The following is a 23,758-nucleotide window of genomic DNA, read 5'->3' on the forward strand; positions in this document are numbered from 1 at the left end:
CCGGCGTGTCGTCGGCCGGAGCATACCCGCCGCGTGGGCGATGGCGAAGCGGTCAGGACGCGGGCGATGCCGCGGGATCGATCGCCGTCTCCGCCAGCGCCTTGCGCAGCGCCGCCGCGCGTGCGCGGATCGCGGCGAGACGCTCCGGCGGCAGGCGGTCGAGGTTGCGCCACTGCATGCCGGCGCGCGGATGGTCGCGGAAGCGGTCGGCGTGGCGGGCGAGGAAATCCCAGTACAGCGTGGTGAACGGGCACGCCTTCGGGCCGACTGCCTCGGCCGGGTCGAACGGGCAGCCGGCGCAGTGGTTCGACATGCGCTGGATGTACTTGCCCGACGCCGCGTACGGCTTCGACACCATCCTGCCGCCGTCGGCGTACTGGCTCATGCCCAGCACGTTGGGCAGCTCCACCCACTCCACCGCGTCGACGTACACCGCGAGGTACCAGGCGTGGATCTCGCGCGGGCGCACGCCGGCGAGCAGCGCGAACAGCCCGGTCACCATCAGTCGCTGGATGTGGTGGGCGTAGCCGAGGTCCAGCGTCTGCCGCAGCGCGTCGCGCAGGCAGGCCATGCGCGTGTCGCCGGTCCAGTAGAAGCCGGGCAGCGGCTGGTCGGCGCCCAGCGCGTTGTCGTCGAGGAAGCCCGGCATCCGCAGCCAGTACACGCCGCGCACGTACTCGCGCCAGCCGAGGATCTGGCGGACGAAGCCTTCGACCGCCTCCAGCGGCGCATGGCCGGCGCGCCACGCGTCGACCGCGGCGTCGATCACGCGGCGCGGCGGCAGCAGCTTGAGGTTCATCGCCGCCGACAGCCGCGAGTGGTACAGCCACGGCTCGCCGGCCCACATCGCGTCCTGATGGCGGCCGAACGACGGCAGCCGGTGTTCGATGAAGTCGGCGAGCGCGGCGTCCGCGTCTTCGGGCGTCAGCGGCCAGTCGAACGCCGACAGCGCGCCGGGATGCGACGCGAACCGCGATTCGACCAGCGCGATCACCTCGCGCGTCACCGCGTCCGGCGGGAACGCGCGCGGCGCGGGCAGCATGCCCGGCCCGCGGCGGCCGAAGGATTCCCGGTTCTCGCTGTCGAAGTTCCAGCGCCCGCCGGCGGGCTGGCCGTCGGCCATCAGCACGTCCTCGCGCTTGCGCAGCCAGCGGTAGAAGAACTCCAGCCGCAGCTCGCGCTTGCCCTTCGCCCAGTCGGCGAAATCCTCGATGGTGCACAGGAAATGCAGGTCCGGGCGCTCGGTCCACGGCACGCCGGCGGCCGCGCAGACTTCGGGCAGCGCTTTTGCCAGCCGCCATTCGCCGGGCTGTACCGCGAGCACGCGCTCGGGTCGCAGCGCGGCGAGATCGGCCGCGAGCGCGTCCTCCAGCGTCGCGTGCGCATGCGCGTCCAGCGCGCGGTACGCCACGCGCCAGCCGCGGGCGCGCAGGGCATCGCGGAAGTGGCGCATCGCGGCGAGGAACACCGCGATCCGCGGCTGCGTGCTCCACACCTGCGTCGCCTCGTGGGCGACTTCCGCCATCCACACGACGTCGCACGCGGGATCGAAGTCGTCGAACACCGCGGAGTGCGGATCGAGCTGGTCGCCGAGCACGACGACCAGATGCCGCACGGGCGCCGCGTCGCGCGGCTCAGCCGTTGTGTGGCGCGCCACCGACGTACTCGCGCGGGATGCGGTCGTTGAGCCCGGTCAGGATCTCGTAGGCGATCGTGCCCGCAGCCTGCGCCACGGCCTCGCAGGCAATCTCGGCGTCGCCCTGCCGGCCGATCAGCACCACCTCGTCCTCGTTGTACGCGGTGCCGCCGGGGCCGAGATCGACCATGAACTGGTCCATGCACACGCGGCCGACGATGGGATGGCGTTCGCCGCGGATCAGCACCTCGCCGCGCGAGGACAGCGAGCGTGGATAGCCGTCGCCGTAACCGATCGGCACCGTCACCACGCGAGTGTCGACGCTCGGCGTCCATGTCGCGCCGTAGCTCACCGGTCGACCGGCGCGCACGACCTTGAAGTAGACGACCTGCGAGACCAGCGACAGCGCCGGGCGCAGGTCGACGGTGCGGTGCGAGGCGGGATCGGGCATCACGCCGTACAGCGCGATGCCAGGCCGCACCATGTCGAGGTGCGTCTCCGGGAAATGCAGCACGCCGCCGGAATTGGCGAGATGCCGCAACGGCATCGGCGCGCCGATGCGCGGGAAGTGCGCGCAGGCATCGAGGAAGCGTTCGAGTTGCAGCGCGGTCATCGGCGACGCCGGATCGTCGGCGCAGGCGAGGTGCGAGTACACGCCCTTCACCGTGCACCAGCGCGACGCGACCGCGGCCTCGATGAACGGCCCGGCGTTCTCGCTGTGCACGCCGATGCGCTCCATGCCGGTGTCGATCTTCAGGTGGATCACCGCCTTGCGCCCCAGCGCCTCGGCAGCGGCCTCGACCTGGCGCAGCTTGGCCGGCGAGGACACCGTGATCTCCAGGTCGTGTTCGATGAAGCGCGTCACCTGCGGCGCGTGGATGCCGCCCAGCACCAGGATCGGCACGGTCACGCCGGCCTCGCGCAGTGCCACGCCCTCCTCCACGAACGCGACGCCCAACTGGTCGACGCCCTGCGCTTCCAGATGCCGCGCGACCGGCACCAGCCCGTGGCCGTAGGCGTTCGCCTTCACGATGCCCATCACCGGCACGCCCGCGTGGGCGCGCAGCGCGTGCAGGTTGTGCGCGAGGGCGTCGAGGTCGACGCGGATGCGCGTCGGCCGGTCGCTGGCCTCGGCGTGGCGATGACGCAGGGCGTCGGGATCGGAGGCGAAGGCGGCGTCGGGCATGCGCGGATTGTAGCCGGCGGGAGCGCACGATCCGCGGCGCATTCGGTCCGTTGCACTCGTTCCCGGCCGCGCCTGCGCCGTCATCGTCCGGGACGCGACCCGGCGAATCGATCGCGGGCGGCGGGCCGCGCGTCAGCCGACGGGGAACTGCCGGGCGATCAGCGCCTGGTAGGTCGCGGGATGGTGCTGCTGCAGCGCCTGCGCGGCCCAGATGTCGCCGTCGATGATGCCGTGGACGAAGTCGCCCGGCAGCGCCTGCCCCGCCTGCGGGTGCGCGTAGCCGATGCCCGCCGCCGCGGCATCCTGGAACAGGTCGGCGACGAGGTCCTTGTCGACGAAGTCCCAGTACAGGCCGTACGGGGCGTACACCTTCTTCAACCCGTCGAAATCCCACCAGCAGAACGGGGCGATGTCGAGGGTGTTGTGGAAGCGCCAGAGGAAACCCTGATCGTTCGGCAGGATGTGGTTGAAGTAGGCATTGAATCCGGTGCCGCCCGCCGTGAGTCCCGCGAACGACCACAGCGCCATGTTGTGCGCCGGTCCGCCGCCGTAGAGCATCGCGTTGAGGTAGGCGAACAGGGTCGGCGTGAGCGTGCCGCCCAAGCTGTGCCCGGTGACGTAGAGGAAGCGCGGCTTCAGCGCGTCCAGGAACTCCAGCAGCGAGGTGTTGCCGCGATCCTTGTCGCGCAGGCGCAGCAGGTCGGACATGCCGTTGAACGTGCCCTTGGAAATCAGCGCATCGGCCGGCACGTTCGGCGGGTCGCCGGGCAACTGGCCGAAAGGCACGGCCTTGTCGAGGTCGAAATCCTGCTTCAGCCAACTGCTCAGGCTTTCGAAGTTGGTGCCGCGGATCACCGCGAAATATTCGCCGGTGCTCGCGTCACCGGCGACGAAGGCGCGGCTGTAGGAAATGCCCTCCCAGTCGCGCAGCTCCACCGGCCCCCAGACCACCGTCAGCCCGGTCGACGACGCGACCTCGGGCGGGATCTCGTGCAGCCCGTCATAGGAAATCGCGCAAAGCGCGATCGCGGTGTTGGGATACCAGTTGTACTTCTGGCCGATCCGCTCGAACACGTCCATGCATGCTTCTCCTAGAGTCGATTGGACTCTGTAAAGATCAGGAAAATGTGAATAGCTGCGAGTTCTGACGATGCCGATTCAAACCAAGGGCAGGTCACCGAAACGCAACAGTCCCACGAAATGTCGCCTTTCCCATCCGATACTGCGTACCTGAATACGGCAGAGCCGTGCCAGCGGTTGGGCGCAACGAAACGAATCGATTTTCCTTGACGGGGGTTCGCCGCAGGCTCGGAATCTGAAGCGCGGGCACGTGCAACGGATCGCTATTGCGATCAACATCATGTGCTGTCGGTGTGGAATTTTCCTCATCCACCACGATGGTCAACACGCCCTCCTTCCATGCAAGGCCGTATTGGGCGCGATAGCGCAACGTGTCTGTCCCAACGAAATTCAGAGCGGGCCGGTAAGTGATTACGTCGCCATAGATCGAAGCACGGCCATGCTGCGGCGCCTCGGCGAGCGAGTAGCTGAGCGTGTCTTTGTTACCGATCGTGCCGGGAAGTGTCATCGAGACAGTACTGTTGGGCAGTGTGCGCCCGACAGCCGAAGGCGCATCCAGAGGGGCATACATTCTCAATATCCTAACGCCTCCGGACACAGACACCATCAACAGAGACCCATCACGAGAAATCCTCGTGCGACCGCCACCATAGGCAGAATTTCCCGTAAAGCTGAAATCATTCTCGAAATCGAGTGAAGCGATGGTCGTGAATCCGTCCATCTCGACAACGCGAACCTCGCGCGTCTGCGCCCAGGGAAAGTAAGCCAGCCGCTGCACGGGGTGGTATGCGCCTCCGATGGGTTGAGGCCCCGCGTACGTGCCAAGTTTTGCCACCTTTTGGTAGACATCGTCGTAGACGAACGTGCCGCCATAGGTGGGAATTGCGAATTGAGCACCGAGGGAGTCCGATGCGATCTCGAAATTGAACCACGAGGTCCCGTTGGTATAGCCGTAGCGCCGGACGACTCCTCCGGTCGGCACATCCACCAACCCCCATTCACCGTCGGAAATATTGCTTTCGGCGAACGCAATGGTCTGGGCATCGCCGCTGGCGGACACCATGGAATTCTGTCGGACGCTTGCAATCGGCGTCCAGACACCGGTATCGATATCCAGCCATCGCATCGGCACCCAGCCGGAACCGAGGAACTGCGAAGTGACATACAGGTGGTTGTTCGACGCGAACGCCACCGACCATACCCCGCCTTCGTAAAAATCCAGCGGCGTCGACATCTTTCTGATCGCCGTATAGGCCAGACCATCGAGATCATCCAGCGACACGAGATAGACGGACAACGAAATACCGTCCGAGTATCCATCCGCAACGGCCAACGTCTTGCCATCGACGGAAAGATCCATCCCGATGAGATTTCCGCCCAGAGGGATGGGCGAGAGGAACGCCTGGCTCCCTACGTCATACCGGAGCACCTCGGCACCGTTGGTGATGTAGACCCGGTCTCTGGCCCCGTCATGCACCATATCTCGCCGGGCCTGGGCAGGAATCAGAGTACCGAGCGCGTGAGCCTCAGGCGCCAGGAGCGTCATGAGCACACACAACGACCATACCAGTATCAGCCAAGTCTTCTGCATGTGCGCCCCCTCCCGAGACAATGCCGCCTGATTCTAGCCCGACAGCATCGTCACAAACCCGCCATTCGTCGCCAATATGCGGGCCTCTGTTGGCTACTCGAAACTCCCCACCGCATCGAACGCCAAGTTGTCGAAGCGGGTGTATTCGCCGAAGAACTTCAGCTTGAATGAGCCGGTCGGGCCCGAACGCTGCTTGCCGATGATGATCTCGGCCAGGCCCTTGTCCGGCGAGGTTTCCTTGTTGTAGTAGTCGTCGCGATAGATGAAGACGATCATGTCCGCGTCCTGCTCGATGGCGCCGGATTCGCGCAGGTCGGCCATCACCGGGCGCTTGTCGGCGCGGGTTTCCAGCGAGCGGTTGAGCTGCGACAGCGCGATCACCGGCACGCTCAGCTCCTTCGCCAGGCCCTTGAGCGAACGCGAGATCTCGGAGATTTCCGTCGCGCGGTTCTCGGTGTTGCCGGGCACCGCCATCAGCTGCAGGTAGTCGATCACGATCAGGCCGAGGCCGTGCTCGCGCTTGAGCCGGCGCGCCTTCGCGCGTAGCGCCTCGGGCGACAGGCCGGGCGTGTCGTCGATGAAGATCTTGGTTTCCTTGATCATGCGGATGGCGCCGCTGACGCGGCTCCAGTCCTCGTCCTCCAGCTGGCCGGTGCGCAGGCGCGTGGCGTTGACGCGGCCGTTCGCGGAGATCAGGCGCAGCGCGAGCTGCGCGGCCGACATTTCCATCGAGAACACCGCGACCGCCTTCTTGGTCTTGATCGCGGCGTGTTCGGCGATGTTCAGCGCGAACGTGGTCTTGCCCATCGCCGGACGCGCGGCGAGGATGATCAGGTCCGTCGGCTGCAGGCCGGCGGTCATCTCGTCGAATTCGGTGTAGCCCGTCGGCAGGCCGGTGACGCCACCGCCGTTCTGGTAGCGGGTCTGGAGGACGTCGAAGGCTTCGGCCATCGCCTTGTTGATCGCGACGAAATCGGTGCGGCCCTGGGCGCGCATTTCCGAGATCGCGAACACGTCCTGCTCGGCCTTGGCGAGGATCTCGTCGCTGTCGCGGCCCTCGGGCTGGAAGGCGTCGTTGACGATGCCGGTGCCGGCCTCGATCAGCTGGCGCAGGATCGACTTGTCGCGGACGATCTCGGCGTAGGCCGTGATGTTGGCGGCCGAAGGCGTGGTGCTGGCCAGTTCGATCAGGTAGGCGCCGCCGGCGACCTGCTCGACCAGCCCGTTGGACTCGAACCACTCGCCCAGCGTCACCGCGTCGTAGGGCTTGCTCTTCTCGGCCAGCTCGCGGATGGCGCGATAGATCAGCTGGTGGTCGCGCCGGTAGAAATCTTCCTCGTTGAGCCGGTCGGCGACGCGGTCGTAGGCGTCGGGCGCCAGCATGAGGCCGCCGAGCACGGCCTGCTCGGCCTCGATCGATTGCGGCGGCACGCGCAACTGGTCGACGCGCGCATCGCCGAAGGTGTCGCGGCGACGCTGGTCGCCGTAGGCGTTGGGACGGAAGGCCATCGGAAGGAGTTGCTCCGGATCGCCGGACGAAAGCGATCATGGAAGGGAGACACGGGGGATACGGCCATCGTACGGACCCCGCCTGTGGACCCGCGATGGAACAAGCTGTGGATAACTCACCGCATCCGGGTCTCACGGAACGAGACGCCGGAAACGGAACGGGCGCCCTGCGGCGCCCGTTCCGGTGTTGCGGTGAGGCGGGAAGCGGCTTACGCGGCTTCCGGCTCGATGACGACCTTGACCGGCACTTCGACGTCGGCGTGCAGGTGCACGAGGACTTCGTGTTCGCCGATGTGGCGCAGCGGGCCTTCGCCCATGATGACTTCCGACTTGCCGACCTTGTGGCCGGCGGCGGTCAGGGCCTCGGCGATGTCGCGCGGGCCGACCGAGCCGTACAGCTTGCCTTCGGTCGAGGCGTTGGCCTTGATCGTGACGCTGACGCCCTCGAGCGCACCGCGGCGGCTCTCGGCCTCGTCGCCCAGGGCCTTGGCCTTGGCTTCGTACTCGGCGCGCTTGGCTTCGAACGCGGCGACGTTGGCGGCGGTCGCCGGCACGGCCTTGCCCTGCGGGACCAAGAAGTTGCGGCCGTAGCCCGGCTTCACGTTGACCTTGTCGCCGAGGTTGCCGAGGTTGACGACCTTCTGCAGCAGAATGAGTTCCATGATGACTCCGTATTCGTTAGCGACGCGATCGCGCCGCAACTGGGGGCTGTCCGAATGGACGGTGGATCGTCAGCGAGCGGAGACACGGGACCCGCCGGAAAGCAGGTCCCTCGCTGCGCTCGGGATGAACGATCAGACGTTGTGGTTGTCCGTGTACGGGATCAGGGCCAGGAAGCGCGCGCGCTTGACGGCGGTCGCGAGCTGGCGCTGGTACTTCGACTTCGTGCCGGTGATGCGGCTGGGCACGATCTTGCCGTTCTCGGTGAGGTTCTGGCGCAGGGTGTTGAGATCCTTGTAATCGATCTCCTTCACGCCCTCGGCGGTGAACTTGCAGAACTTGCGGCGGCGGAAAAACTTGGACATGGTCGGGCTCCTCAGGCTTCGGCGGCGGGTTCGGCGGCTTCTTCGCTGTCGGCAACGCCGACCGCACCGTCGTCGTCACGGCGGCGACGCTCGCCCTTCTCCGCCTTGTCCTTGTCGTCCTTGTTCTTCATGATCAGGGACTGCTCGGTGTCCGGGCCGTCGCGCTTGATCACGAGGTGACGCAGGACCGCGTCGTTGAAGCGGAAGGTGTCGACCAGTTCGTTGAGAACAGCGAGATCGGTCTCGATGTTCATCAGCACGTAGTGGGCCTTGACCAGGTTCTGGATCGGGTAGGCGAGCTGGCGGCGACCCCAGTCTTCGAGACGGTGGATCTTGCCGCTGCCGCCTTCGATGAGCGACTTGTAGCGCTCGACCATCGCCGGCACCTGCTCGCTCTGGTCCGGGTGGACCATGAACACGACTTCGTAATGACGCATTGCGGTTTCCTTGTGGATATCGGCCGCGGGATTGCGGTCCGAAAGCTCCCCTGCGCCGGAACGGCAGCGGTGGAGCAAGGTCTCCCGTCGGAACGGGAGCCGGAAAGTATGGCAGGTTCAAGCACTTGGGCGCAAATCGACCGACACATCGCCGGGTGCCGGCCGCGCCGGGGACTGCCCGGTCCGGCCGTTCCGCGACATAGTGGCGCCTTTCCGGCCCGACCCGCGCCCATGTCCCGTCCGATCCGCCTCCGCCCCGCCATGCTCGCCCTCGCCCTGACCGTCTCGCTCGCGCCCGCCGCGGTGCCGGCGGCCGATCCGCCGCCCGCCGCCATCGCGCCGACCACCGCCGCGCCGCTGCCGGCCGGGCTGGACGACCTCGACGCCTACATCGATGCGGTCCGCAAGACCTTCCAGGTCCCGGGCATCGCGGTCGCGGTGGTCAGCGACGGCCACGTGGTGCTGGAGCGCGGCTGGGGCGAGCGGGCCACGGGCGGCCCCGCCGTCGATGGCAACACCCTGTTCGCCATCGCCTCGAACACCAAGGCCTTCACCGCCGCGTCGCTGTACCTGCTGGCGGAGGAAGGCAAGCTGGACCTCGACGACCGGGTGGTCGACCACCTGCCCTGGTTCCGCATGGCCGACGCCACCGTCACCCGCGAGCTGCGGCTGCGCGACCTGCTGGCCCACCGCAGCGGCCTGAGCCTCGGCGCCGGCGACCTGCTGTACTGGCCGACCACCGACTACACCACCCGCGACGTGGTCGAACGGCTCGGCCAGGTGCCGCTGAAGGGCGGCTTCCGCGACCGCTACGCCTACGACAACATCCTGTTCGCGGCCGCGCAGATGGTGATCGAACAGGCCAGCGGCCAGTCCTACGCCGACTTCCTGCAGCAGCGGTTCTTCACCCCGCTGGGGATGACGTCGACCCGCTACAACAGCGATGCCCTGCGCCCCGGCGACCCCGCCGCCACCGGCTACGCGCTGGCCGACGGCAAGACGCTGGAAGCGGCGCCACGGCTGACCTGGCACAACGCCTCCGGCGCGGGCGGCGTGTATTCCAGCGTCCACGACATGGCTGCGTGGATGCGGATGCAGCTGGCCGGCGGCGTCTACCGCGACGCGGCCGGCACCGAGCATCGCCTGTTCTCGGAGAAGAGCCAGCAGGCGATGTGGCAGATGGTCACGCCGATGCCGATCCCGACGCCGTCCGTGCCGGAACTGGCGCCGGCGCGGCCGAACTTCCTCGGCTACGCGCAGGGCTGGATGACCTCCGACTATCGCGGCGAGCGGCTGGTCTGGCACACCGGCGGCTGGCCGGGCATGGTCTCGCGGGTGACGCTGGTGCCGGGCAAGCGGCTGGGCGTCGTCGTGCTGACCAATGCCGAACTGGGCGGCGCGTTCAACGCGATCACCCTGCGCGTGCTGGACGCCTACCTCGGTGCGCCGAAGACCGACTGGAATGCCGCCTACGGCGCCGCACTGGCGAAATCGCAGGCCAAGGCCGACGACAGCTGGAACCGGCACGTCGCCGCGCGCACCGGCCGGCGCACGCCCTCGCGCGCGCTCGACGCCTACGCCGGCACATGGCGCGACCCGTGGTACGGCGACGTGATCGTCACCCGCGAGGGCGACCGCCTGCGCCTGCGCTTCTCGCGCACGAAGTCGCTGGCCGGCACGCTGGAACACTGGCAGAACGACGCGTTCATCGTCCGCTGGGACGAACGCTGGCTCAACGCCGATGCCTTCCTCACGTTCTCGCTGGATGCCGACGGCAAGCCGGTCGAGGCGCGGATGGAGGCGATCTCGCCCAACACCGACTTCAGCTTCGACTTCCAGGATCTGGTGCTGACGCCGGTGAAGTGACGAGCGAAAGCCTTTGATTGCCGGATTGTTTCGGTAGAGCGGAGCAAAGCTCCGCTGCCACTCCTCCGGAGACTGGGTAGCGGAGCTGCGCTCCGCTCTACGGGTCAAGCATCAACGCCTGGCGTCGATCCACGCGTCGATGTGCTTCTCCAGCGTCTCCAGCGGCACCGAGCCGGTTTCCAGCACGGCGTCGTTGTAGTCGCGCAGGTCGAACTTCGGCCCCAGCTCGCGCGCGGCCTTCGCGCGCAGCTCGGAAATCTTCAGCTGGCCGATCTTGTACGCCAGCGCCTGCCCCGGCGTGCCGATGTAGCGATCGATCTCGTTGACGATGTCCTGGTCGGTCTTCGGGCTGTTGTCCTTGAAGTAGGCGATCGCCTGCGCACGAGTCCAGCCCTTGGCGTGCATGCCGGTGTCGACGACGAGGCGCACCGCGCGCCACATCTCGTAGGCCAGCTGGCCCATGCGGTCGTAGGGATCCTGGTACAGCCCCATCTCGTAGCCGAGCTGCTCGGCGTACAGGCCCCAGCCCTCGCCGTAGGCCACGAAATACGCGGTGCGGCGGAACATCGGCGCGTCCGGCAGTTCCAGCCCGCGCGCGAACTGGAAGTGGTGGCCCGGCACGGCCTCGTGCAGGGTCAGCGGGATCATTTCCCACGTCGGCCGCACTTCCGGCTTGTAGAGGTTCACGTAGTAGAAGCCGGCGCGACTGCCATCGGCGGCGCCCTGCTGGTAGTACGCGGTCGTGGTGTCGGGCGCGATGTTGTCGGGGATCGGGCGCACGCCGTAGGGCTGGCGCGGGATCGTGCGGAACACCTTCACCAGTTCAGGATCGATGCGCTTGGCGGTGGCGCGATAGCGCTGCAGCAGCGCCTCGGGCGTCTTCTCGAAGAACCGCGGATCGGTGCGCAGGAAGGTGAAGAATTCGGCCATCGAGCCCTGGAACCCGACCTCGGCCTTGATCTTCTCCATCTCGCCGCGGATGCGCGCGACTTCCTTCAGGCCGATGGCGTGGATCTCGTCGGCGGTGAGCGAGGTCGTGGTGTAGTAGCCGGCGAGGAAGTCGTAGTAGGCCTTGCCGTCCGGCAGCGCGCTCGCGGCGATGTCGGCGCGGGTCTTCGGCAGGTACTGGTCGTTGAAATAGGTCTGGAAGCGGCGATACGCCGGCACGATGCGCTCGGCGACCACCTGCCGCGCCTCGGCGCGCAGGGCGTCACGCTCGGCGGCGGGGATCGACGGCGGCATGGTCTTGAACGGGCGATAGAACGGGCTCTGCTCGGGATCGGCGACCACCTGCGACGCGATCTGCCCCGGCACGCGGTCCATCAGCACCCGCGGCGGCAGGTTGCCGGCCTTCACGCCCTCGCGCATCAGCGCCATCGTCTGGTCGACCACGGTCGGCACCGCGCGCATCCGCGCCAGCCAGTCGCGGTAGTCCTTGGCGCCGGCGAAGCTCAGGCCTTCCTGCACCCCGTCCAGCGTCTGGACGCCGCCCTGGTGCGACACCGGCTGCAGGTATTCGCGGAACTTCTGCCGGGCGATGGATTGCTGCAGTTCCCAAAGGTAGGTGTCGTAGTTCAGCTGGTCGGCCGGCGACAGCGCGGCGCGATCGAAGCCCTGCAGTGTCTTCAGCGCCGCCCGGTCCTCGGCCTCGCTGTCGGCGATGGCCTTCAGGCTGTTGTCGCTCCAGCGGTCGTTGAAGCGCAGGTCGCCCTGGAACGAGGCGCCCTCGGGATGCTCGCGTAGGCCGCGCTCCCACTCGGCGGCGAAGAAGGCGTTCAGGCGGGCGGCGGCGTCGGACGCGGGCGCGGCGGCGGAGGCGAAACCGGCCAGCAGCGACGCGGCGGTCAGCACCAAGGCCGCACAGGCGGCCCGGCGACGGGAAGGACGGGACATGGACGACTCCGGCACGGGTGATCGCCCGAGTCTAACGCCCCGGTGCGACGGACCGGATGGGACGGAAGTCAGGCCGCGCGGTCGGCGTCGGTGGTGAAGCTGGAGCCGCAGCCGCATTCCCCGGCCACGTTGGGGTTGTGGAACACGAACTGTTCGTTCAGCCCCTGCTTCAGGAAGTCGATCTCGGTGCCGTCGACCATCGGCAGGCTGTCGGCATCGACGAAGACCTGCACGCCGTCCTGCTCGCTGACGGCGTCGCCGTCACGCTGGTCCTTCGCCAGGTCCACGACATAGCTCCAGCCCGAGCAGCCGGTGCGTTTCACGCCGAAGCGCAGGCCGAGGGCGGCGGGGTCGGCGGCGAGGTAGTCGCGGATGCGGTCGAGGGCGGCGGGAGCGAGGGAGATGGCCATGGCGGGGATTGTAGCGTCAGTTAAACTTGGCGACTTCCCACAGATCGGCGCTCCGGCGCAGGAATTCAAGGCATGGCTTTCAGTGGTGTCAAGGCGACGAGCATCCGGGACGCGCTGGCCGGGACCCCCGGCATCGGCAGCACGGTCACGGTCCGGGGCTGGGTGCGGACCCGGCGCGATTCCACCGCGCTCAGCTTCGTTCAGGTCAGCGACGGCTCGTGCTTCGCGCCGATCCAGATCGTCGCCACCGACGCCCTGCCGAATTTCGAGTCCGAGGTGAAGCGGCTGTCGGCCGGCTGTGCGGTGGTCGTGACCGGCACGCTGGCGGCCTCGCAGGGCAAGGGCCAGAGCGTGGAGATCCAGGCGTCCGCGGTCGAGGTGATCGGCTGGGTCGAAGACCCGCTGACCTATCCGATGCAGCCCAAGCAGCATTCGCTGGAATACCTGCGCGAGTTCGCCCACCTGCGCCCCCGCACCAACCTGTTCGGCGCGGTCACCCGCATCCGCCACTGCCTGGCCCAGGCCATCCACCGCTTCTTCCACGAGGACGGCTTCTACTGGGTCAACACCCCGATCATCTCGACCTCCGACGCCGAAGGCGCCGGCCAGATGTTCCGTATCTCCACGCTGGACATGCTGAACCTGCCGCGCACCGGCGACGGCAAGATCGACTTCAGCAAGGACTTCTTCGGCAAGGAGGCGTTCCTGACCGTCTCCGGCCAGCTGAACGTCGAGGGCTACTGCCTCGCGCTGAGCAAGGTCTACACCTTCGGCCCGACCTTCCGCGCCGAGAACAGCCACACCACGCGCCACCTCGCCGAGTTCTGGATGATCGAGCCGGAAATCGCCTTCGCCGATCTCGACGACGACGCGACACTGGCCGAGCAGTTCCTGAAGTACCTGTTCCGCGCCGTGCTGACCGAGCGCGCCGACGACATGGCCTTCATCGCCGAGCGCGTGCAGAAGGACGCCGTGACCCGGCTGGAGACCTTCGTCAACGCGCCGTTCGAGCGCATCGACTACACCGAGGCGGTGAAGCTGCTGCAGGCCAGCAAGCAGAAGTTCGAGTTCCCGGTCGAATGGGGCCTGGACCTGCAGACCGAGCACGAGCGCTGGCTGACCGAAAACCATGTCGGCCGCCCGGTCGTGGTGATGAACTATCCCGAGCACATCAAGGCGTTCTACATGCGCCTGAACGACGACGGCAAGACCGTCGCGGCGATGGACGTGCTGGCGCCGGGCATCGGCGAGATCATCGGCGGCTCGCAGCGCGAGGAACGCCTCGACGTGCTGGACGCGCGCATCCGCCAGTTCGGCCTCGACCCGGCGCACTACGGCTGGTACCGCGACTTCCGCCGCTACGGCACCGTGCCGCACGCCGGCTTCGGCCTCGGCTTCGAGCGCCTGGTGGTCTACGTCTGCGGCCTGGCCAACATCCGCGACGCCATCCCGTTCCCGCGTGCCCCGGGCTCGGCCGAATTCTGATGTGCGCTTTCGTAGGAGCGACGTGAGTCGCGACGCATCGAGCCTTCAGTGGGTCGCGACTCACGTCGCTCCTACGAAAAATCCGGATTTTCCTGCCACATGATCCTCTTCCTCGCCCTCCTCTTCGTCGCCATCGCCATCGCCGGCGCCTGTGCGTTCGTGATCTTCTGGCCGCTGGCGCTCGTGCACATGCGCGACCGCCAGCCGCAGGTCCGCGACACGCTGGGCGCCGCGGCGTTCCTCAACCCGGGTGCGCTGTGGTGGCTGCTGGTCGGCGGCTACCGTGCCGCCGGCGACCGCAATCTCGACGGCCTGGCGACGCCGGCACGCGTGTCGCTGGTCACCATCCTCGGCGGGCTGGCTGCGGCCGGCATCCTCTGGCTGTGGTCGGTGGCCTACCCGTGAGCGACGCCGGCATGAACGCGATGCACGACGCCGCTTCCCCGATCGCGCGCACCGAATGGTGGCTGGCCAGCCTCGGCCGCACGCTGGTGTGGGCGCGCCTGCGCGTGCGCGAGGCCGGCATCGGCGAAGTGTTCGACAGCGACGGCAACACGCTGGTCTACGACAGCGAGGACAGCGCCCGTGCGGCGCTGATGGACGCCGAGTTCGTGTCGTTCGACGGCCTCGACGAGGACGATGCCCTCGCCCGCGGCTTCTCGCTGGACGAAGTCGCGCCGCCGCGCGGCGACGACGACGCGACGCTGCGCGGCGGCATGGTGCAGACCCTCGGCCGCCGGGCCTGAGCCACCGACGCGCCGCGATGTACCTCCCGCGCGCCTTCACCGAACACGACCTCGCTGCGCTCGATGCGCTGATCGAGGCAAACCCCTTCGTCACGCTGGTCAGCGTCGACGGCGACACGCCGGTCGCCAGCCATCTGCCGGTGCTGTACCGGCGCGACGGCGACCGCGTGCTGCTCGAAGGCCACTGGGCGCGGCCGAACCCGCAGGTCGCGCATCCGGGCCGCATGCTGATGATCGTGCACGGCCCGCACGCCTACGTCTCGCCCGGCGTCTATCCGGACAAGGACACCGCCGCGCGCGTGCCGACCTGGAACTACGCCGTCGCCCATCTGCACGGCACGCCGGACGTGTTCGACGACATCGATGCGCTCGGCGACCTCGTCGATCGCCTCAGCCAGCGCTTCGAGGCCACGGTCGGCCGCGACTGGCGCTTCGACATGGCCCGCGACGACCATCGCAGCCAGCTCCGCGGCATCGTCGGCTTCCGTTTCGTGCCGACCCGCATCGACCTGAAATTCAAGCTGAGCCAGAACCATCCGCCCGCCAACCGCACCGCGGTGCACGACGACCTCGCCGCCCGCGACGACGCGCAGGCGCGGGCCGTCGCGGCGCTGATGCGCCTGCGCGACGGTTGAAACAATCGCTGACGCCACCGCCGACGCCACACGCCTGAGGACATCGCCATGGACCTGAATCTCGCCGGCCGCCACGCGCTCGTCTGCGGCGCCTCCGAAGGCATCGGCCGGGCGACGGCGCATGAACTCGCGCTGCTCGGCGCCGATGTCACCGTGCTGTCGCGCCGTGCCGATGCGTTGCAGGCGGTCGTGGCGTCGCTGCCGCGCACCGGCACGCAGGCGCATGCGCTGCTGGCGGCCGATGTCGCCGACACCGACGGTCTGCGCGCGATCGTCACTGCCCACGTGGCGTCGCGGCCGGTGCAGATCCTCGTGAACAACACCGCCGGCCCGGCCGGCGGCGCGGTGCACGCCGCGGACGAGGCCGCCTTCCTCGACACCTTCCGCCGCCATCTGCTGGCGAACCAGGCGCTGGCGCAGGCGGTGCTGCCGGGCATGCGTGCGGCCGGCTGGGGTCGCATCGTCAACGTGATCTCGACCTCGGTATACGAGCCCATCCCGAACCTCGGCGTCTCCAACACCATCCGCGCCGCGGTGGCGGGCTGGGCCAAGACGCTTTCGCGCGAAGTCGCGGGCGACGGCATCACCGTGAACAACGTGCTGCCCGGCTACACCGAAACCGGCCGGTTGACGCAGATCCTCGGCGATCGCGCCCGCATCTCGGGCCAGTCCGAGGACAGCGTGGCCGCGACGATGCGCGCCAGCGTGCCCGCGGGCCGGTTCGCGAAACCGGAGGAAGTGGCGGCCGCGATCGCGTTCCTGTGCGCGCCCGCCGCCGGCTACGTCAACGGCATCAGCCTCGCGGTCGACGGCGGTCGCCTGCAGTCGATCTGAGCCCCGCACCCGCGTCACGTTCGCGCCCACGGGCGACAGGCTATGCTGTGGCCGTCGCTTCCGCCCGGATCCTCCGATGTCACCCGAAGAACGCCGCCGCTCGCCGCGCCAGGACTACGAGTGCCCGGTGCTGATCGCGCGCGGCGTCGACGGTTTCATCGGCCACATCGACAACGTCTCCGCCACCGGCTGCCGGGTCACGCGTCCGCACGACTGGTCGCTGGAGGACGGCACCGAGGTGCGGCTCTACCTGATGATCGACGCGCGCCACGTGTTCGGCGCCGAGGCCCGCGTGGTCTGGGCCGGCCCGCAGTTCATCGGCTTCGAATACCTCGAACCGCAGCCGTTGCCGGGCTGAGCGTCACGCGGCACCGTCGAGCGAGGACTCGACGCCACGCGTACGCGACAACGCCGCGATTCGCACGATCGCTTGCCGCGGCCACCCCGGGTTGCCTCGCCTGCGCGGCTGCGGCAGCCTATGGCCGTGGCTCCCCCTCGCCGTCGCACTTCGCGGAATCGCCATGGAAGACCTCCAGCTCACAGAACGCCGTTTCGCCGACCGGGTGCCGTTCGCGCTCCAGGTGATGATCGTCTACGGCGAACTGGCGTGGGCCGCGGACGTGCTCGATCTCTCCGAGGGCGGCTGCGGCGTGTTCCGCCCCGCCGGTTGCCTGCTGCGCGTCGGCAACGTGTCGCGGCTGCTGTTCTTCCAGGGCTGCGGCCCGGCGGTGCCGGTGTCGGCGCGGATCGCCTGGATCAACGACCGCCACATCGGCTTCGAATACCACGAGCCGCAGGCGATTCCGCCCTGCCCGCCCTGAGCCGCGCATGCCCGAAGGCCCCGAGATCCGCCGCGCCGCCGACCGTCTCGCCGAAGCGGTGGTCGGCCGGCCGCTGCGCAACGTCTGGTTCGCGTTCCCGGCGCTGAAGCCGCACGAGAAGCGCCTGCGCGGGCACCGGATCGAGGCGATCGTGCCGCACGGCAAGGCGCTGCTCACGCAGTTCGACCACGGCTGGACGCTCTACAGCCACAACCAGTTGTACGGCGTGTGGAAGATCGCCGCCGCCGGCGAGCGCCCGGAGACCAGCCGCTCGCTGCGGGTCGCGCTGGAGACCGACGACCGCGCGATCCTGCTGTACTCGGCGTCGGACGTGGCGATGTGGCGCACCGCCGACCTGCCGACGCATCCGTTCCTGTCGAAGCTCGGGCCGGACGTGCTCGACCCGGCGCTCGACGAAGCCGCGGTCGAGCGCCAGTTCGACGACCCGCGCTTCCGCGGCCGTGCACTGGGCGCGCTGCTGCTCGACCAGGCCTTCCTCGCCGGCATGGGCAACTACCTGCGCTCGGAAGTGCTGTTCGCCGCGCACCTGCGGCCCGAACGACGGCCGCAGGATCTTTCGCCCGACGAGCGCCGCGCCCTCGCCCGCGAACTGCTGGCGATCCCGCGCCGCAGCTACGCCACGCGCGGGATCGCGCCGGCCTCCGGCATGCGCGAGGACTACCTCACCGACACGCCCGACGGCTTCCGCTTCGAGGTGTTCGATCGCGAAGGCCAGCCCTGCCCGGCCTGCGGCGGCATGATCGTGCGCCGCGAGGTCGGGACGCGCCGGCTCTACCTCTGCCCGCGCTGCCAGCGCTGAAATCGCGCCGGCTTCAGGCCGGGAACAGGCAGCCGGTGACGGTCCAGCGTGCGCTCGTGGCCGGATAGCTGCTGCCCATCCGGCTGATGTAGATGCTCACGATGGACGCCTTGTCGGCATACAGCGTGACCACGCCGTAGGTCTTGCGGTCGATGACTGAGTAACCCTCCGCGACCGCCAGATCGTGGACGCCGAACGTGCCGCCCACCGTCGTCCCGATCTGGAAGTCGGCGCGATCGGTGGTCGACGCCAAGCGGATGCTGCCGCTCACCTGCTCGATCTGCAGCCGGTAGCCGGCGGGCACGGTGAACTGGCCGGTCACGCCGCTGTAGTTGGCGGGGACGGCGAGCGAGCCCGAGGTCTGGAAAGGTTTGGCGCAGGCATCGCCATGCGCATGGGCCAGGCACGGAGACAGCGCGAGCGCGGCGGCGAGGGTAACGTGGCAGAACTTCATGTCGGGGACACTCCTGCGGGTCGGGGGAAGCGCGCATCGTCGTCGTGCGCGGCGCAAGGGAAAACGCACGGGAACAGTGCAGCCGGACACGGACGCGGCGGTTGCCGGTAAGCTTGTCGCCATGCGCACCTTCCTGCACCTGATCGACGGCGAATCCCGTGCGGCGCGCGACGGACGTACGCTCGAGGTGTTCGATCCCGCCCGTGCGCAACCGTATGCACACGTGGCCGCCGGCGATGCCCGCGATGCCGCCGACGCCGTCGCCGCGGCGCGACGCGCGTTCCCGGCCTGGGCGGCGCTGCCGGCGACCGAACGCGCGCTGCGGCTCGAACGCCTCGCCGCCGCCGTCGAAGCCCGGCTCGACGACTTCGCCCATGCCGAGGCGCTGGACGGCGGCAAGCCGCTGGCGCTGGCGCGCGACGCCGAGATCCCGCGCGCGATCGCCAACCTGCGCTTCTTCGCGCATGCCGCCACCCAGTTCGCCAGCGAATCGCACCACGGCCAGGCCGGGCTGAACTACACGCTGCGCCAGCCGTTGGGCGCGGTGGCGACGATCTCGCCGTGGAACCTGCCGCTGTACCTGTTCACGTGGAAGGTCGCGCCGGCGCTGGCCGCCGGCAACACGGTCGTCGCAAAACCGTCGGAGATCACGCCGGCGACAGCGACGATGCTCGGCGAACTCGCGGCCGACGCCGGCCTGCCGCCGGGCGTGCTGAACATCGTCCACGGCACCGGCCCGGACGTCGGCGAGGCGCTGGTGACCGATCCGGGCATCGCCGCGATCTCGTTCACCGGCAGCACCGCCGTCGGTCGCCGCATCGCGGTGCTCGCGGCGGAACGGCTGAAGAAGGTGTCGCTCGAACTCGGCGGCAAGAACGCCACCCTCGTCTTCGCCGACAGCGACTGGCGCGCCGCGCTCGACACGCTGGTGCGCTCGGCGTTCCAGAACAGCGGGCAGATCTGCCTGTGCGGCTCGCGGCTGCTGGTGGAGCGGCGCATCTTCGCGGAATTCCGCGACGCCTTCGTCGAGCGCGCGCGGACGCTGCGCGTCGGCGACCCGATGGATTCCGACGCGCGCATGGGCCCGCTGGTGTCGCAGGCGCATTTCGACAAGGTCCTGGCCGCGATCGCCCGCGCCCGCGACGAAGGCGCGCACGTGCTCTGCGGCGGACAGGCGCTGGCGCGCCCGGGCTGGTTCGTCGCGCCGACGGTGCTCGACGGCCTCGGCCCCGACTGCGCGACCAATCGCGAGGAAATCTTCGGGCCCGTGGTCACGCTGCAGGCCTTCGACGACGACGACGAGGCCCTCGCGCTGGCCAACGCCTCCGACTACGGCCTCAGCGCCTCGGTCTGGACCAACGACCTGCGCCGTGCACACCGCTTCGCCGCCGAACTGCGCACCGGCATGGTCTGGATCAACACCTGGCTGATGCGCGACCTGCGCACGCCGTTCGGCGGCATGGGTCGCTCCGGACTCGGCCGCGAAGGCGGCCTGGACGCCATGCGATTCTTCACCGAGGCCCGCAACGTGGGCATCGCCCTGTGACCAATGGAGTGAACACGTGAGTCGAACGCTGCAGGATCTGTTACGCAACAACGCCGAATGGGCTGCCCGCGTCCAGCGCGAGGACCCCGGCTTCTTCCAGCGCCTGTCGCAGCAGCAGGCGCCGAAATACCTGTGGATCGGCTGCTCCGATTCGCGCGTGCCGGCGAACCAGGTCGTCGATCTCGCGCCGGGCGAGGTCTTCGTCCACCGCAACATCGCCAACGTCGTCGTCCACACCGATCTCAACTGCCTGTCGGTGATCCAGTTCGCGGTGGACGTGCTGCAGGTCGAGCACATCCTCGTCGTCGGCCACTACGGCTGCGGCGGCGTGCACGCGGCGCTGACCGGCGCGCGCGTCGGGCTCGCCGACAACTGGATCCGTCACGTCGGCGACGTGGTCGTGAAGCACGCGACCCTGCTGGCCGAGGTCGGCAGCGAACCGCTGCAGCACGACAGACTCTGCGAACTCAACGCGCTGGAGCAGGTCTCGAACGTGTGCGAGACCACCATCGTCCGCGATGCCTGGGCGCGCGGACAGGCGCTGACCGTGCACGGCTGGGTCTACACCCTGCGCGACGGTCTGGTGCACGACCTCGGCGTGAACGTCTCCGCCAGCGACCAGCTCGAAGCGCAGTACGCCGCCGCGCTCGCGCGCATCCGCAACGACCGCGAGGACCGGTGATGGCGGACGCCATCCACGCTTCGGGCGCACCTCGCCCCGTCGGCCATTACCCGCATGCGCGGCGGGTCGGCGGGCTGCTGTTCCTGTCGGGCATCGGTCCGCGCGACCCGATCGGCAACGGGATTCCCGGCAACGTCCACGATGCCGAAGGCCGGCTGATCGCGTACGACATCGAAGCCCAGACCCGCGCGGTGTTCGCCAACGTGCGCACCGTGCTCGAAGCCAGCGGCGCGCGCTGGGAAGACCTGGTCGACGTCACCGTCTACCTCACCGACATGGCCCGCGACTTCGCCGCGTACAACACGATCTGGGCCGAATACTTCCCCGACCCGGCCGCCGCCCCGTGCCGGACCACGCTGGGCATCACGGCGCTGCCGACGCCCATCGCGATCGAACTCAAGTGCATCGCCGCACCGAAGGAGTGAACATGCTGCCCGGTCCCGTCAACCTGCAGGCCTGGATCGACGAACACCGCCACCTGCTCAAGCCGCCGGTCGGCAACAAGTGCATCGTCGACGGCGACTTCATCGTGATGATCGTCGGCGGCCCCAACGCGCGCACCGACTACCACTTCGAGGAAGGCCCGGAATGGTTCTTCCAGCTCGAAGGCGAGATGGTGCTGCGCATCCAGGAAGACGGGAAGCCAAGGGACATCCCGATCCGCGCCGGCGAAACCTTCTACCTGCCGCCGCGCGTGCCGCACAGCCCGCAGCGCATGCCGGGCTCGGTCGGCCTGGTGATGGAGCGCAAGCGCCTGCCGCACGAGGACGACGCGCTGATGTGGTTCTGCGTCGAATGCAATCACAAGTTGTACGAGGAATTCTTCCACCTCGTCGACATCGAGCAGGACTTCTTCCGCATCTTCGAGCGCTTCTACCGCGACGACGCGCTGCGCACCTGCAAGGCGTGCGGCACGCTCAACCCGCGGCCGTCGCGCTACGAACTGGCCGCGGATTCGGAAGCGGACGTCACCTGATTCGCGCCCCTCCTCCTGCGCCACGATGCCCATGACCCGATCCTTGCTGAAATCGACATGCCTGGCCCTGCTCGCGCTGTGCGCGACGCTGCCCGGCAAGGCCGCGCCCGCCCGGGACGGCGACCAGGCACGATTCCACCTGAAGTCCATGGCATTGCTGATGCCCGACGCCTTGATCGGCAAGCGGATCGCCGTCGACGACATCGTCGCGCTGACGGACGCGATCGTCGCCGAGACCAATCGCTGGGCGGCCAGCCTCGATGCGGCGCAACAGGTGGACGACTGCACGATCTTCGTCGCGGTGCGCCCCGGTCGCCGCCTGAAAACATGGACATCGTGCCGCTCGTTCGATGGCAGCGCGTTGGATGCGCATGTCACGCGCGCCGTGAACGGAGACAGTATCCCGACGGCCAAAGGCTTGATCCTCTACTCGATCTACGGAAAACGCGCAGATCTGCAAGCGTTTCCCGAGGAGTGGAAGGCGGCGATGGATGGGAAGGAATCCGAGGTGCTGATGACCGCGATCGTCGACAAGGTGTGGCCGGAGTAAGACGCCGATGCTGAAGATCGACACCCACGCCCATTACCTACCCCGCGACTGGCCCGACCTCGCGGCGAAGTACGGCGACATCCGCTTCCCGGTGATCCACCACGGCGACGACGGGCGTTCGCGCATCTACAAGGACGGCAAGTTCTTCCGCGAGATCTGGCCCAAGACCTGGGACCCGAAGATCCGCGTCGAGGAATTCGCCGGCTTCGGCGTGCAGGTGCAGGTGCTGAGCACGGTGCCGGTGATGTTCAGCTACTGGGCGAAGCCGCAGCACGCGCACGACCTGCACCAGGCGCTCAACGACCACATGGCCGAGGCCGTGCGCGATTTCCCGCGGCACTGCGCCGGCATCGGCACGGTCCCGCTGCAATCGCCGCGGCTCGCCGTGCAGGAGCTGGAACGCTGCATGGACCAGCTCGGCCTGCAGGGCGTGCAGATCGGCTCGCACATCAACGACTGGAACCTCGATGCGCCGGAGCTGTTCGACTTTTTCCAGGCCGCCAGCGAACTCGGCGCCGCGATCCTGATCCATCCGTGGGACATGATGGGCAGCGAATCGATGCCGAAATACTGGCTGCCGTGGCTGGTCGGCATGCCCGCCGAACAATCGCGCGCGGCGTGTTCGCTGATCTTCGGCGGCGTGCTGGAACGCCTGCCGCAGCTGAAGATCTGCCTCGCGCACGGCGGCGGCAGTTTCCCGTACACCATCGGCCGCATCGAGCACGGCTTCAACATGCGCCCGGATCTCGTCGCCACCGACAACTTCCGCAATCCGCGCGAATACCTGTCGAGGTTGTATTTCGATTCGTGGGTGGCCGATCCGCGCGCCCTGCGCTACCTGATCGACACCTGCGGCGCCGATCGCATCATGCTCGGCACCGACTACCCGTTCCCCCTCGGCGAACAGCACCCCGGCGCCGGCATCGCCGCGCTGGGACTCGATGCCGAGCAGGAAGCGCGGCTGTACCACGGCACCGCGCTGGAGTGGCTGGGGCTGCCGATGGCGAGGTTCGCGTGAGGCTCCGCCGGGCCCGCATCGGATTCCTCTCCGCCCTCGTCGCGCTGGCCCTCGCGGGTTCGGCCTGCGGAACCGCTGTCGCCTCGACGCCGGCGGTGGCCGGGAGGCCCGCGCAGACCGTGGATGCCGGCCCGGCAGGCGCCAGGACGCTGTTGCAGGCGCTGTATGCCGAGGTCGTCCCCGACGGCGCCGACGACATCGACGCGCTGCTGTCACGCCACGGCTCTCGCGCCCTCGTGGCCGCATTGACCGCCGATCGCGAGGCAACGCCGCCCGGCGAAGTCGGGCGACTGGACTTCGATCCTTTCAGCGACTCGCAGGATCCCGAGATCCGCCGCGTCGTCGTGGGCATGCCGGTCTCCGGCGGAGCCGACGCGTGCCAGATCGACGTCCGTTTCGACAATGCCGGCACGCCGACGCGGATCCGTTTCATGCTGGTCCGCGAGAATGGCACCTGGAAGATCGACGACATGCTCGCCCTTGGGGCCGATGACCGGCCGCGCTGGCGCCTGATCGATATTCTTGCCGCGCCGGCAGCGCCCTCTTCTCCTTGATGAT

At 68.6% G+C, this 23,758-nt stretch carries 27 protein-coding genes; 16 read left to right on the forward strand and 11 right to left on the reverse strand.

All coding sequences use genetic code 11. The features are described from left to right. Window positions 1-52: 52 nt before the first annotated feature. The 8 genes from ACT53Q_RS00765 to rpsF form a co-directional block, all read right to left on the reverse strand. Entirely contained in the window at window positions 53-1,615 is a 1,563-nt protein-coding gene (locus tag ACT53Q_RS00765) for a cryptochrome/photolyase family protein (protein WP_476184758.1), read from the reverse strand. Between the two features lie 19 nt (window positions 1,616-1,634). Beyond that, window positions 1,635-2,822 carry an alanine racemase gene (gene alr, locus ACT53Q_RS00770; RefSeq protein ID WP_476184759.1) on the reverse strand — a complete coding sequence of 396 codons (1,188 nt, stop codon included), beginning with the start codon at window positions 2,820-2,822 and terminating at the stop codon, window positions 1,635-1,637. A 132-nt stretch (window positions 2,823-2,954) separates the two neighbouring features. After that, entirely contained in the window at window positions 2,955-3,902 is a 948-nt protein-coding gene (locus tag ACT53Q_RS00775) for an alpha/beta hydrolase family protein (RefSeq protein WP_476184760.1), read from the reverse strand. Window positions 3,903-3,996: 94 nt separating this feature from the next. Then, window positions 3,997-5,493 carry an Ig-like domain-containing protein gene (locus ACT53Q_RS00780; protein WP_476184761.1) on the reverse strand — a complete coding sequence of 499 codons (1,497 nt, stop codon included), beginning with the start codon at window positions 5,491-5,493 and terminating at the stop codon, window positions 3,997-3,999. 93 nt (window positions 5,494-5,586) lie between these two features. Continuing rightward, window positions 5,587-7,002 (reverse strand): replicative DNA helicase, encoded by a 1,416-nt coding sequence (locus tag ACT53Q_RS00785; protein ID WP_476184762.1) that lies wholly within the window; start codon window positions 7,000-7,002, stop codon window positions 5,587-5,589. Window positions 7,003-7,211: 209 nt separating this feature from the next. Next, window positions 7,212-7,664, reverse strand: coding sequence for a 50S ribosomal protein L9 (gene rplI, locus ACT53Q_RS00790; RefSeq protein ID WP_476184763.1), 453 nt, complete (start codon window positions 7,662-7,664; stop codon window positions 7,212-7,214). A 132-nt stretch (window positions 7,665-7,796) separates the two neighbouring features. After that, window positions 7,797-8,027, reverse strand: a complete 231-nt coding sequence (gene rpsR, locus ACT53Q_RS00795) for a 30S ribosomal protein S18 (protein WP_055247656.1) — start codon at window positions 8,025-8,027, stop codon at window positions 7,797-7,799. An 11-nt stretch (window positions 8,028-8,038) separates the two neighbouring features. Then, the gene (rpsF, locus tag ACT53Q_RS00800) at window positions 8,039-8,464 is read right to left on the reverse strand and encodes a 30S ribosomal protein S6 (RefSeq protein WP_476171251.1); all 426 of its coding nucleotides are present in this window, start codon (window positions 8,462-8,464) and stop codon (window positions 8,039-8,041) included. Window positions 8,465-8,695: 231 nt separating this feature from the next. Between rpsF and ACT53Q_RS00805 the strand changes: the two genes are divergently transcribed. Further along, on the forward strand, window positions 8,696-10,330 hold the full coding sequence (locus tag ACT53Q_RS00805) for a serine hydrolase (protein ID WP_476184764.1): 1,635 nt from the start codon (window positions 8,696-8,698) through the stop codon (window positions 10,328-10,330). Between the two features lie 111 nt (window positions 10,331-10,441). Here ACT53Q_RS00805 and ACT53Q_RS00810 read toward each other — a convergent pair whose 3' ends face one another. Continuing rightward, a complete protein-coding gene (locus ACT53Q_RS00810; RefSeq protein ID WP_476184765.1) occupies window positions 10,442-12,223 on the reverse strand; it encodes a DUF885 domain-containing protein in 1,782 nt (593 codons plus the stop codon). Between the two features lie 68 nt (window positions 12,224-12,291). After that, entirely contained in the window at window positions 12,292-12,633 is a 342-nt protein-coding gene (locus ACT53Q_RS00815) for a HesB/IscA family protein (RefSeq protein ID WP_476184766.1), read from the reverse strand. A 72-nt stretch (window positions 12,634-12,705) separates the two neighbouring features. On the opposite strand from ACT53Q_RS00815, the gene asnS reads away from it, so the two are divergent. The 8 genes from asnS to nei all read left to right on the forward strand — a co-directional run bounded on the left by asnS (window position 12,706) and on the right by nei (window position 17,974). After that, complete coding sequence (asnS, locus tag ACT53Q_RS00820) at window positions 12,706-14,118, forward strand: asparagine--tRNA ligase (RefSeq protein ID WP_476184767.1); 1,413 nt, start codon at window positions 12,706-12,708, stop codon at window positions 14,116-14,118. Window positions 14,119-14,217: 99 nt separating this feature from the next. Beyond that, window positions 14,218-14,523, forward strand: coding sequence for a hypothetical protein (locus ACT53Q_RS00825; RefSeq protein ID WP_476171245.1), 306 nt, complete (start codon window positions 14,218-14,220; stop codon window positions 14,521-14,523). 20 nt (window positions 14,524-14,543) lie between these two features. Next, on the forward strand, window positions 14,544-14,864 hold the full coding sequence (locus ACT53Q_RS00830) for a hypothetical protein (RefSeq protein WP_476185151.1): 321 nt from the start codon (window positions 14,544-14,546) through the stop codon (window positions 14,862-14,864). A 17-nt stretch (window positions 14,865-14,881) separates the two neighbouring features. After that, the gene (locus ACT53Q_RS00835) at window positions 14,882-15,499 is read left to right on the forward strand and encodes an FMN-binding negative transcriptional regulator (protein WP_476184768.1); all 618 of its coding nucleotides are present in this window, start codon (window positions 14,882-14,884) and stop codon (window positions 15,497-15,499) included. Between the two features lie 48 nt (window positions 15,500-15,547). Continuing rightward, window positions 15,548-16,333, forward strand: coding sequence for an SDR family oxidoreductase (locus ACT53Q_RS00840; protein WP_476184769.1), 786 nt, complete (start codon window positions 15,548-15,550; stop codon window positions 16,331-16,333). Between the two features lie 76 nt (window positions 16,334-16,409). Next, window positions 16,410-16,691, forward strand: coding sequence for a PilZ domain-containing protein (locus tag ACT53Q_RS00845; protein WP_476184770.1), 282 nt, complete (start codon window positions 16,410-16,412; stop codon window positions 16,689-16,691). A 163-nt stretch (window positions 16,692-16,854) separates the two neighbouring features. Continuing rightward, window positions 16,855-17,154 (forward strand): PilZ domain-containing protein, encoded by a 300-nt coding sequence (locus ACT53Q_RS00850; RefSeq protein ID WP_476184771.1) that lies wholly within the window; start codon window positions 16,855-16,857, stop codon window positions 17,152-17,154. A 7-nt stretch (window positions 17,155-17,161) separates the two neighbouring features. Continuing rightward, on the forward strand, window positions 17,162-17,974 hold the full coding sequence (nei, locus tag ACT53Q_RS00855) for an endonuclease VIII (RefSeq protein ID WP_476184772.1): 813 nt from the start codon (window positions 17,162-17,164) through the stop codon (window positions 17,972-17,974). Window positions 17,975-17,987: 13 nt separating this feature from the next. Here nei and ACT53Q_RS00860 read toward each other — a convergent pair whose 3' ends face one another. Then, window positions 17,988-18,428 (reverse strand): hypothetical protein, encoded by a 441-nt coding sequence (locus ACT53Q_RS00860; protein WP_476184773.1) that lies wholly within the window; start codon window positions 18,426-18,428, stop codon window positions 17,988-17,990. Between the two features lie 121 nt (window positions 18,429-18,549). Between ACT53Q_RS00860 and ACT53Q_RS00865 the strand changes: the two genes are divergently transcribed. Genes ACT53Q_RS00865 through ACT53Q_RS00895 form a run of 7 tightly spaced genes read left to right on the forward strand, consistent with a single transcriptional unit; the run spans window position 18,550 to window position 23,754 of the window. Continuing rightward, on the forward strand, window positions 18,550-19,974 hold the full coding sequence (locus tag ACT53Q_RS00865; RefSeq protein ID WP_476184774.1) for an aldehyde dehydrogenase: 1,425 nt from the start codon (window positions 18,550-18,552) through the stop codon (window positions 19,972-19,974). A gap of 16 nt (window positions 19,975-19,990) precedes the next feature. Beyond that, the gene (gene can, locus ACT53Q_RS00870) at window positions 19,991-20,656 is read left to right on the forward strand and encodes a carbonate dehydratase (RefSeq protein WP_476184775.1); all 666 of its coding nucleotides are present in this window, start codon (window positions 19,991-19,993) and stop codon (window positions 20,654-20,656) included. Beyond that, window positions 20,656-21,081 (forward strand): RidA family protein, encoded by a 426-nt coding sequence (locus ACT53Q_RS00875; RefSeq protein ID WP_476184776.1) that lies wholly within the window; start codon window positions 20,656-20,658, stop codon window positions 21,079-21,081. Before can ends, ACT53Q_RS00875 begins: the two co-directional genes overlap by 1 nt. A 2-nt stretch (window positions 21,082-21,083) precedes the next feature. Further along, window positions 21,084-21,632: a 3-hydroxyanthranilate 3,4-dioxygenase gene (locus ACT53Q_RS00880; RefSeq protein ID WP_476171235.1), complete on the forward strand. Its 549-nt coding sequence runs from the start codon at window positions 21,084-21,086 to the stop codon at window positions 21,630-21,632. 31 nt (window positions 21,633-21,663) lie between these two features. Continuing rightward, on the forward strand, window positions 21,664-22,182 hold the full coding sequence (locus ACT53Q_RS00885; RefSeq protein WP_476184777.1) for a hypothetical protein: 519 nt from the start codon (window positions 21,664-21,666) through the stop codon (window positions 22,180-22,182). A 7-nt stretch (window positions 22,183-22,189) separates the two neighbouring features. After that, window positions 22,190-23,200: an amidohydrolase family protein gene (locus tag ACT53Q_RS00890; RefSeq protein WP_476184778.1), complete on the forward strand. Its 1,011-nt coding sequence runs from the start codon at window positions 22,190-22,192 to the stop codon at window positions 23,198-23,200. Further along, entirely contained in the window at window positions 23,197-23,754 is a 558-nt protein-coding gene (locus tag ACT53Q_RS00895) for a DUF3828 domain-containing protein (RefSeq protein ID WP_476184779.1), read from the forward strand. Before ACT53Q_RS00890 ends, ACT53Q_RS00895 begins: the two co-directional genes overlap by 4 nt. Window positions 23,755-23,758 lie beyond the last annotated feature (4 nt).

The sequence above is a fragment of the Lysobacter sp. DMC97 genome, assembly GCF_056313745.1.

Coding starts and splice junctions, on each gene's coding strand:
- rplI (WP_476184763.1), bottom strand. CDS start 7,664: ATGGAACTCATTCTGCTGCAGAAGGTCGTCAACCTCGGCAACCTCGGC.
- ACT53Q_RS00875 (WP_476184776.1), top strand. CDS start 20,656: ATGGCGGACGCCATCCACGCTTCGGGCGCACCTCGCCCCGTCGGCCAT.
- nei (WP_476184772.1), top strand. CDS start 17,162: ATGCCCGAAGGCCCCGAGATCCGCCGCGCCGCCGACCGTCTCGCCGAA.
- ACT53Q_RS00785 (WP_476184762.1), bottom strand. CDS start 7,002: ATGGCCTTCCGTCCCAACGCCTACGGCGACCAGCGTCGCCGCGACACC.
- ACT53Q_RS00890 (WP_476184778.1), top strand. CDS start 22,190: ATGCTGAAGATCGACACCCACGCCCATTACCTACCCCGCGACTGGCCC.
- ACT53Q_RS00815 (WP_476184766.1), bottom strand. CDS start 12,633: ATGGCCATCTCCCTCGCTCCCGCCGCCCTCGACCGCATCCGCGACTAC.
- ACT53Q_RS00830 (WP_476185151.1), top strand. CDS start 14,544: ATGCACGACGCCGCTTCCCCGATCGCGCGCACCGAATGGTGGCTGGCC.
- ACT53Q_RS00775 (WP_476184760.1), bottom strand. CDS start 3,902: ATGGACGTGTTCGAGCGGATCGGCCAGAAGTACAACTGGTATCCCAAC.
- ACT53Q_RS00780 (WP_476184761.1), bottom strand. CDS start 5,493: ATGCAGAAGACTTGGCTGATACTGGTATGGTCGTTGTGTGTGCTCATG.
- rpsR (WP_055247656.1), bottom strand. CDS start 8,027: ATGTCCAAGTTTTTCCGCCGCCGCAAGTTCTGCAAGTTCACCGCCGAG.
- ACT53Q_RS00840 (WP_476184769.1), top strand. CDS start 15,548: ATGGACCTGAATCTCGCCGGCCGCCACGCGCTCGTCTGCGGCGCCTCC.
- ACT53Q_RS00835 (WP_476184768.1), top strand. CDS start 14,882: ATGTACCTCCCGCGCGCCTTCACCGAACACGACCTCGCTGCGCTCGAT.
- ACT53Q_RS00850 (WP_476184771.1), top strand. CDS start 16,855: ATGGAAGACCTCCAGCTCACAGAACGCCGTTTCGCCGACCGGGTGCCG.
- ACT53Q_RS00810 (WP_476184765.1), bottom strand. CDS start 12,223: ATGTCCCGTCCTTCCCGTCGCCGGGCCGCCTGTGCGGCCTTGGTGCTG.
- ACT53Q_RS00805 (WP_476184764.1), top strand. CDS start 8,696: ATGTCCCGTCCGATCCGCCTCCGCCCCGCCATGCTCGCCCTCGCCCTG.
- asnS (WP_476184767.1), top strand. CDS start 12,706: ATGGCTTTCAGTGGTGTCAAGGCGACGAGCATCCGGGACGCGCTGGCC.
- alr (WP_476184759.1), bottom strand. CDS start 2,822: ATGCCCGACGCCGCCTTCGCCTCCGATCCCGACGCCCTGCGTCATCGC.
- ACT53Q_RS00860 (WP_476184773.1), bottom strand. CDS start 18,428: ATGAAGTTCTGCCACGTTACCCTCGCCGCCGCGCTCGCGCTGTCTCCG.
- ACT53Q_RS00885 (WP_476184777.1), top strand. CDS start 21,664: ATGACCCGATCCTTGCTGAAATCGACATGCCTGGCCCTGCTCGCGCTG.
- rpsF (WP_476171251.1), bottom strand. CDS start 8,464: ATGCGTCATTACGAAGTCGTGTTCATGGTCCACCCGGACCAGAGCGAG.
- ACT53Q_RS00825 (WP_476171245.1), top strand. CDS start 14,218: ATGATCCTCTTCCTCGCCCTCCTCTTCGTCGCCATCGCCATCGCCGGC.
- ACT53Q_RS00880 (WP_476171235.1), top strand. CDS start 21,084: ATGCTGCCCGGTCCCGTCAACCTGCAGGCCTGGATCGACGAACACCGC.
- ACT53Q_RS00865 (WP_476184774.1), top strand. CDS start 18,550: ATGCGCACCTTCCTGCACCTGATCGACGGCGAATCCCGTGCGGCGCGC.
- ACT53Q_RS00845 (WP_476184770.1), top strand. CDS start 16,410: ATGTCACCCGAAGAACGCCGCCGCTCGCCGCGCCAGGACTACGAGTGC.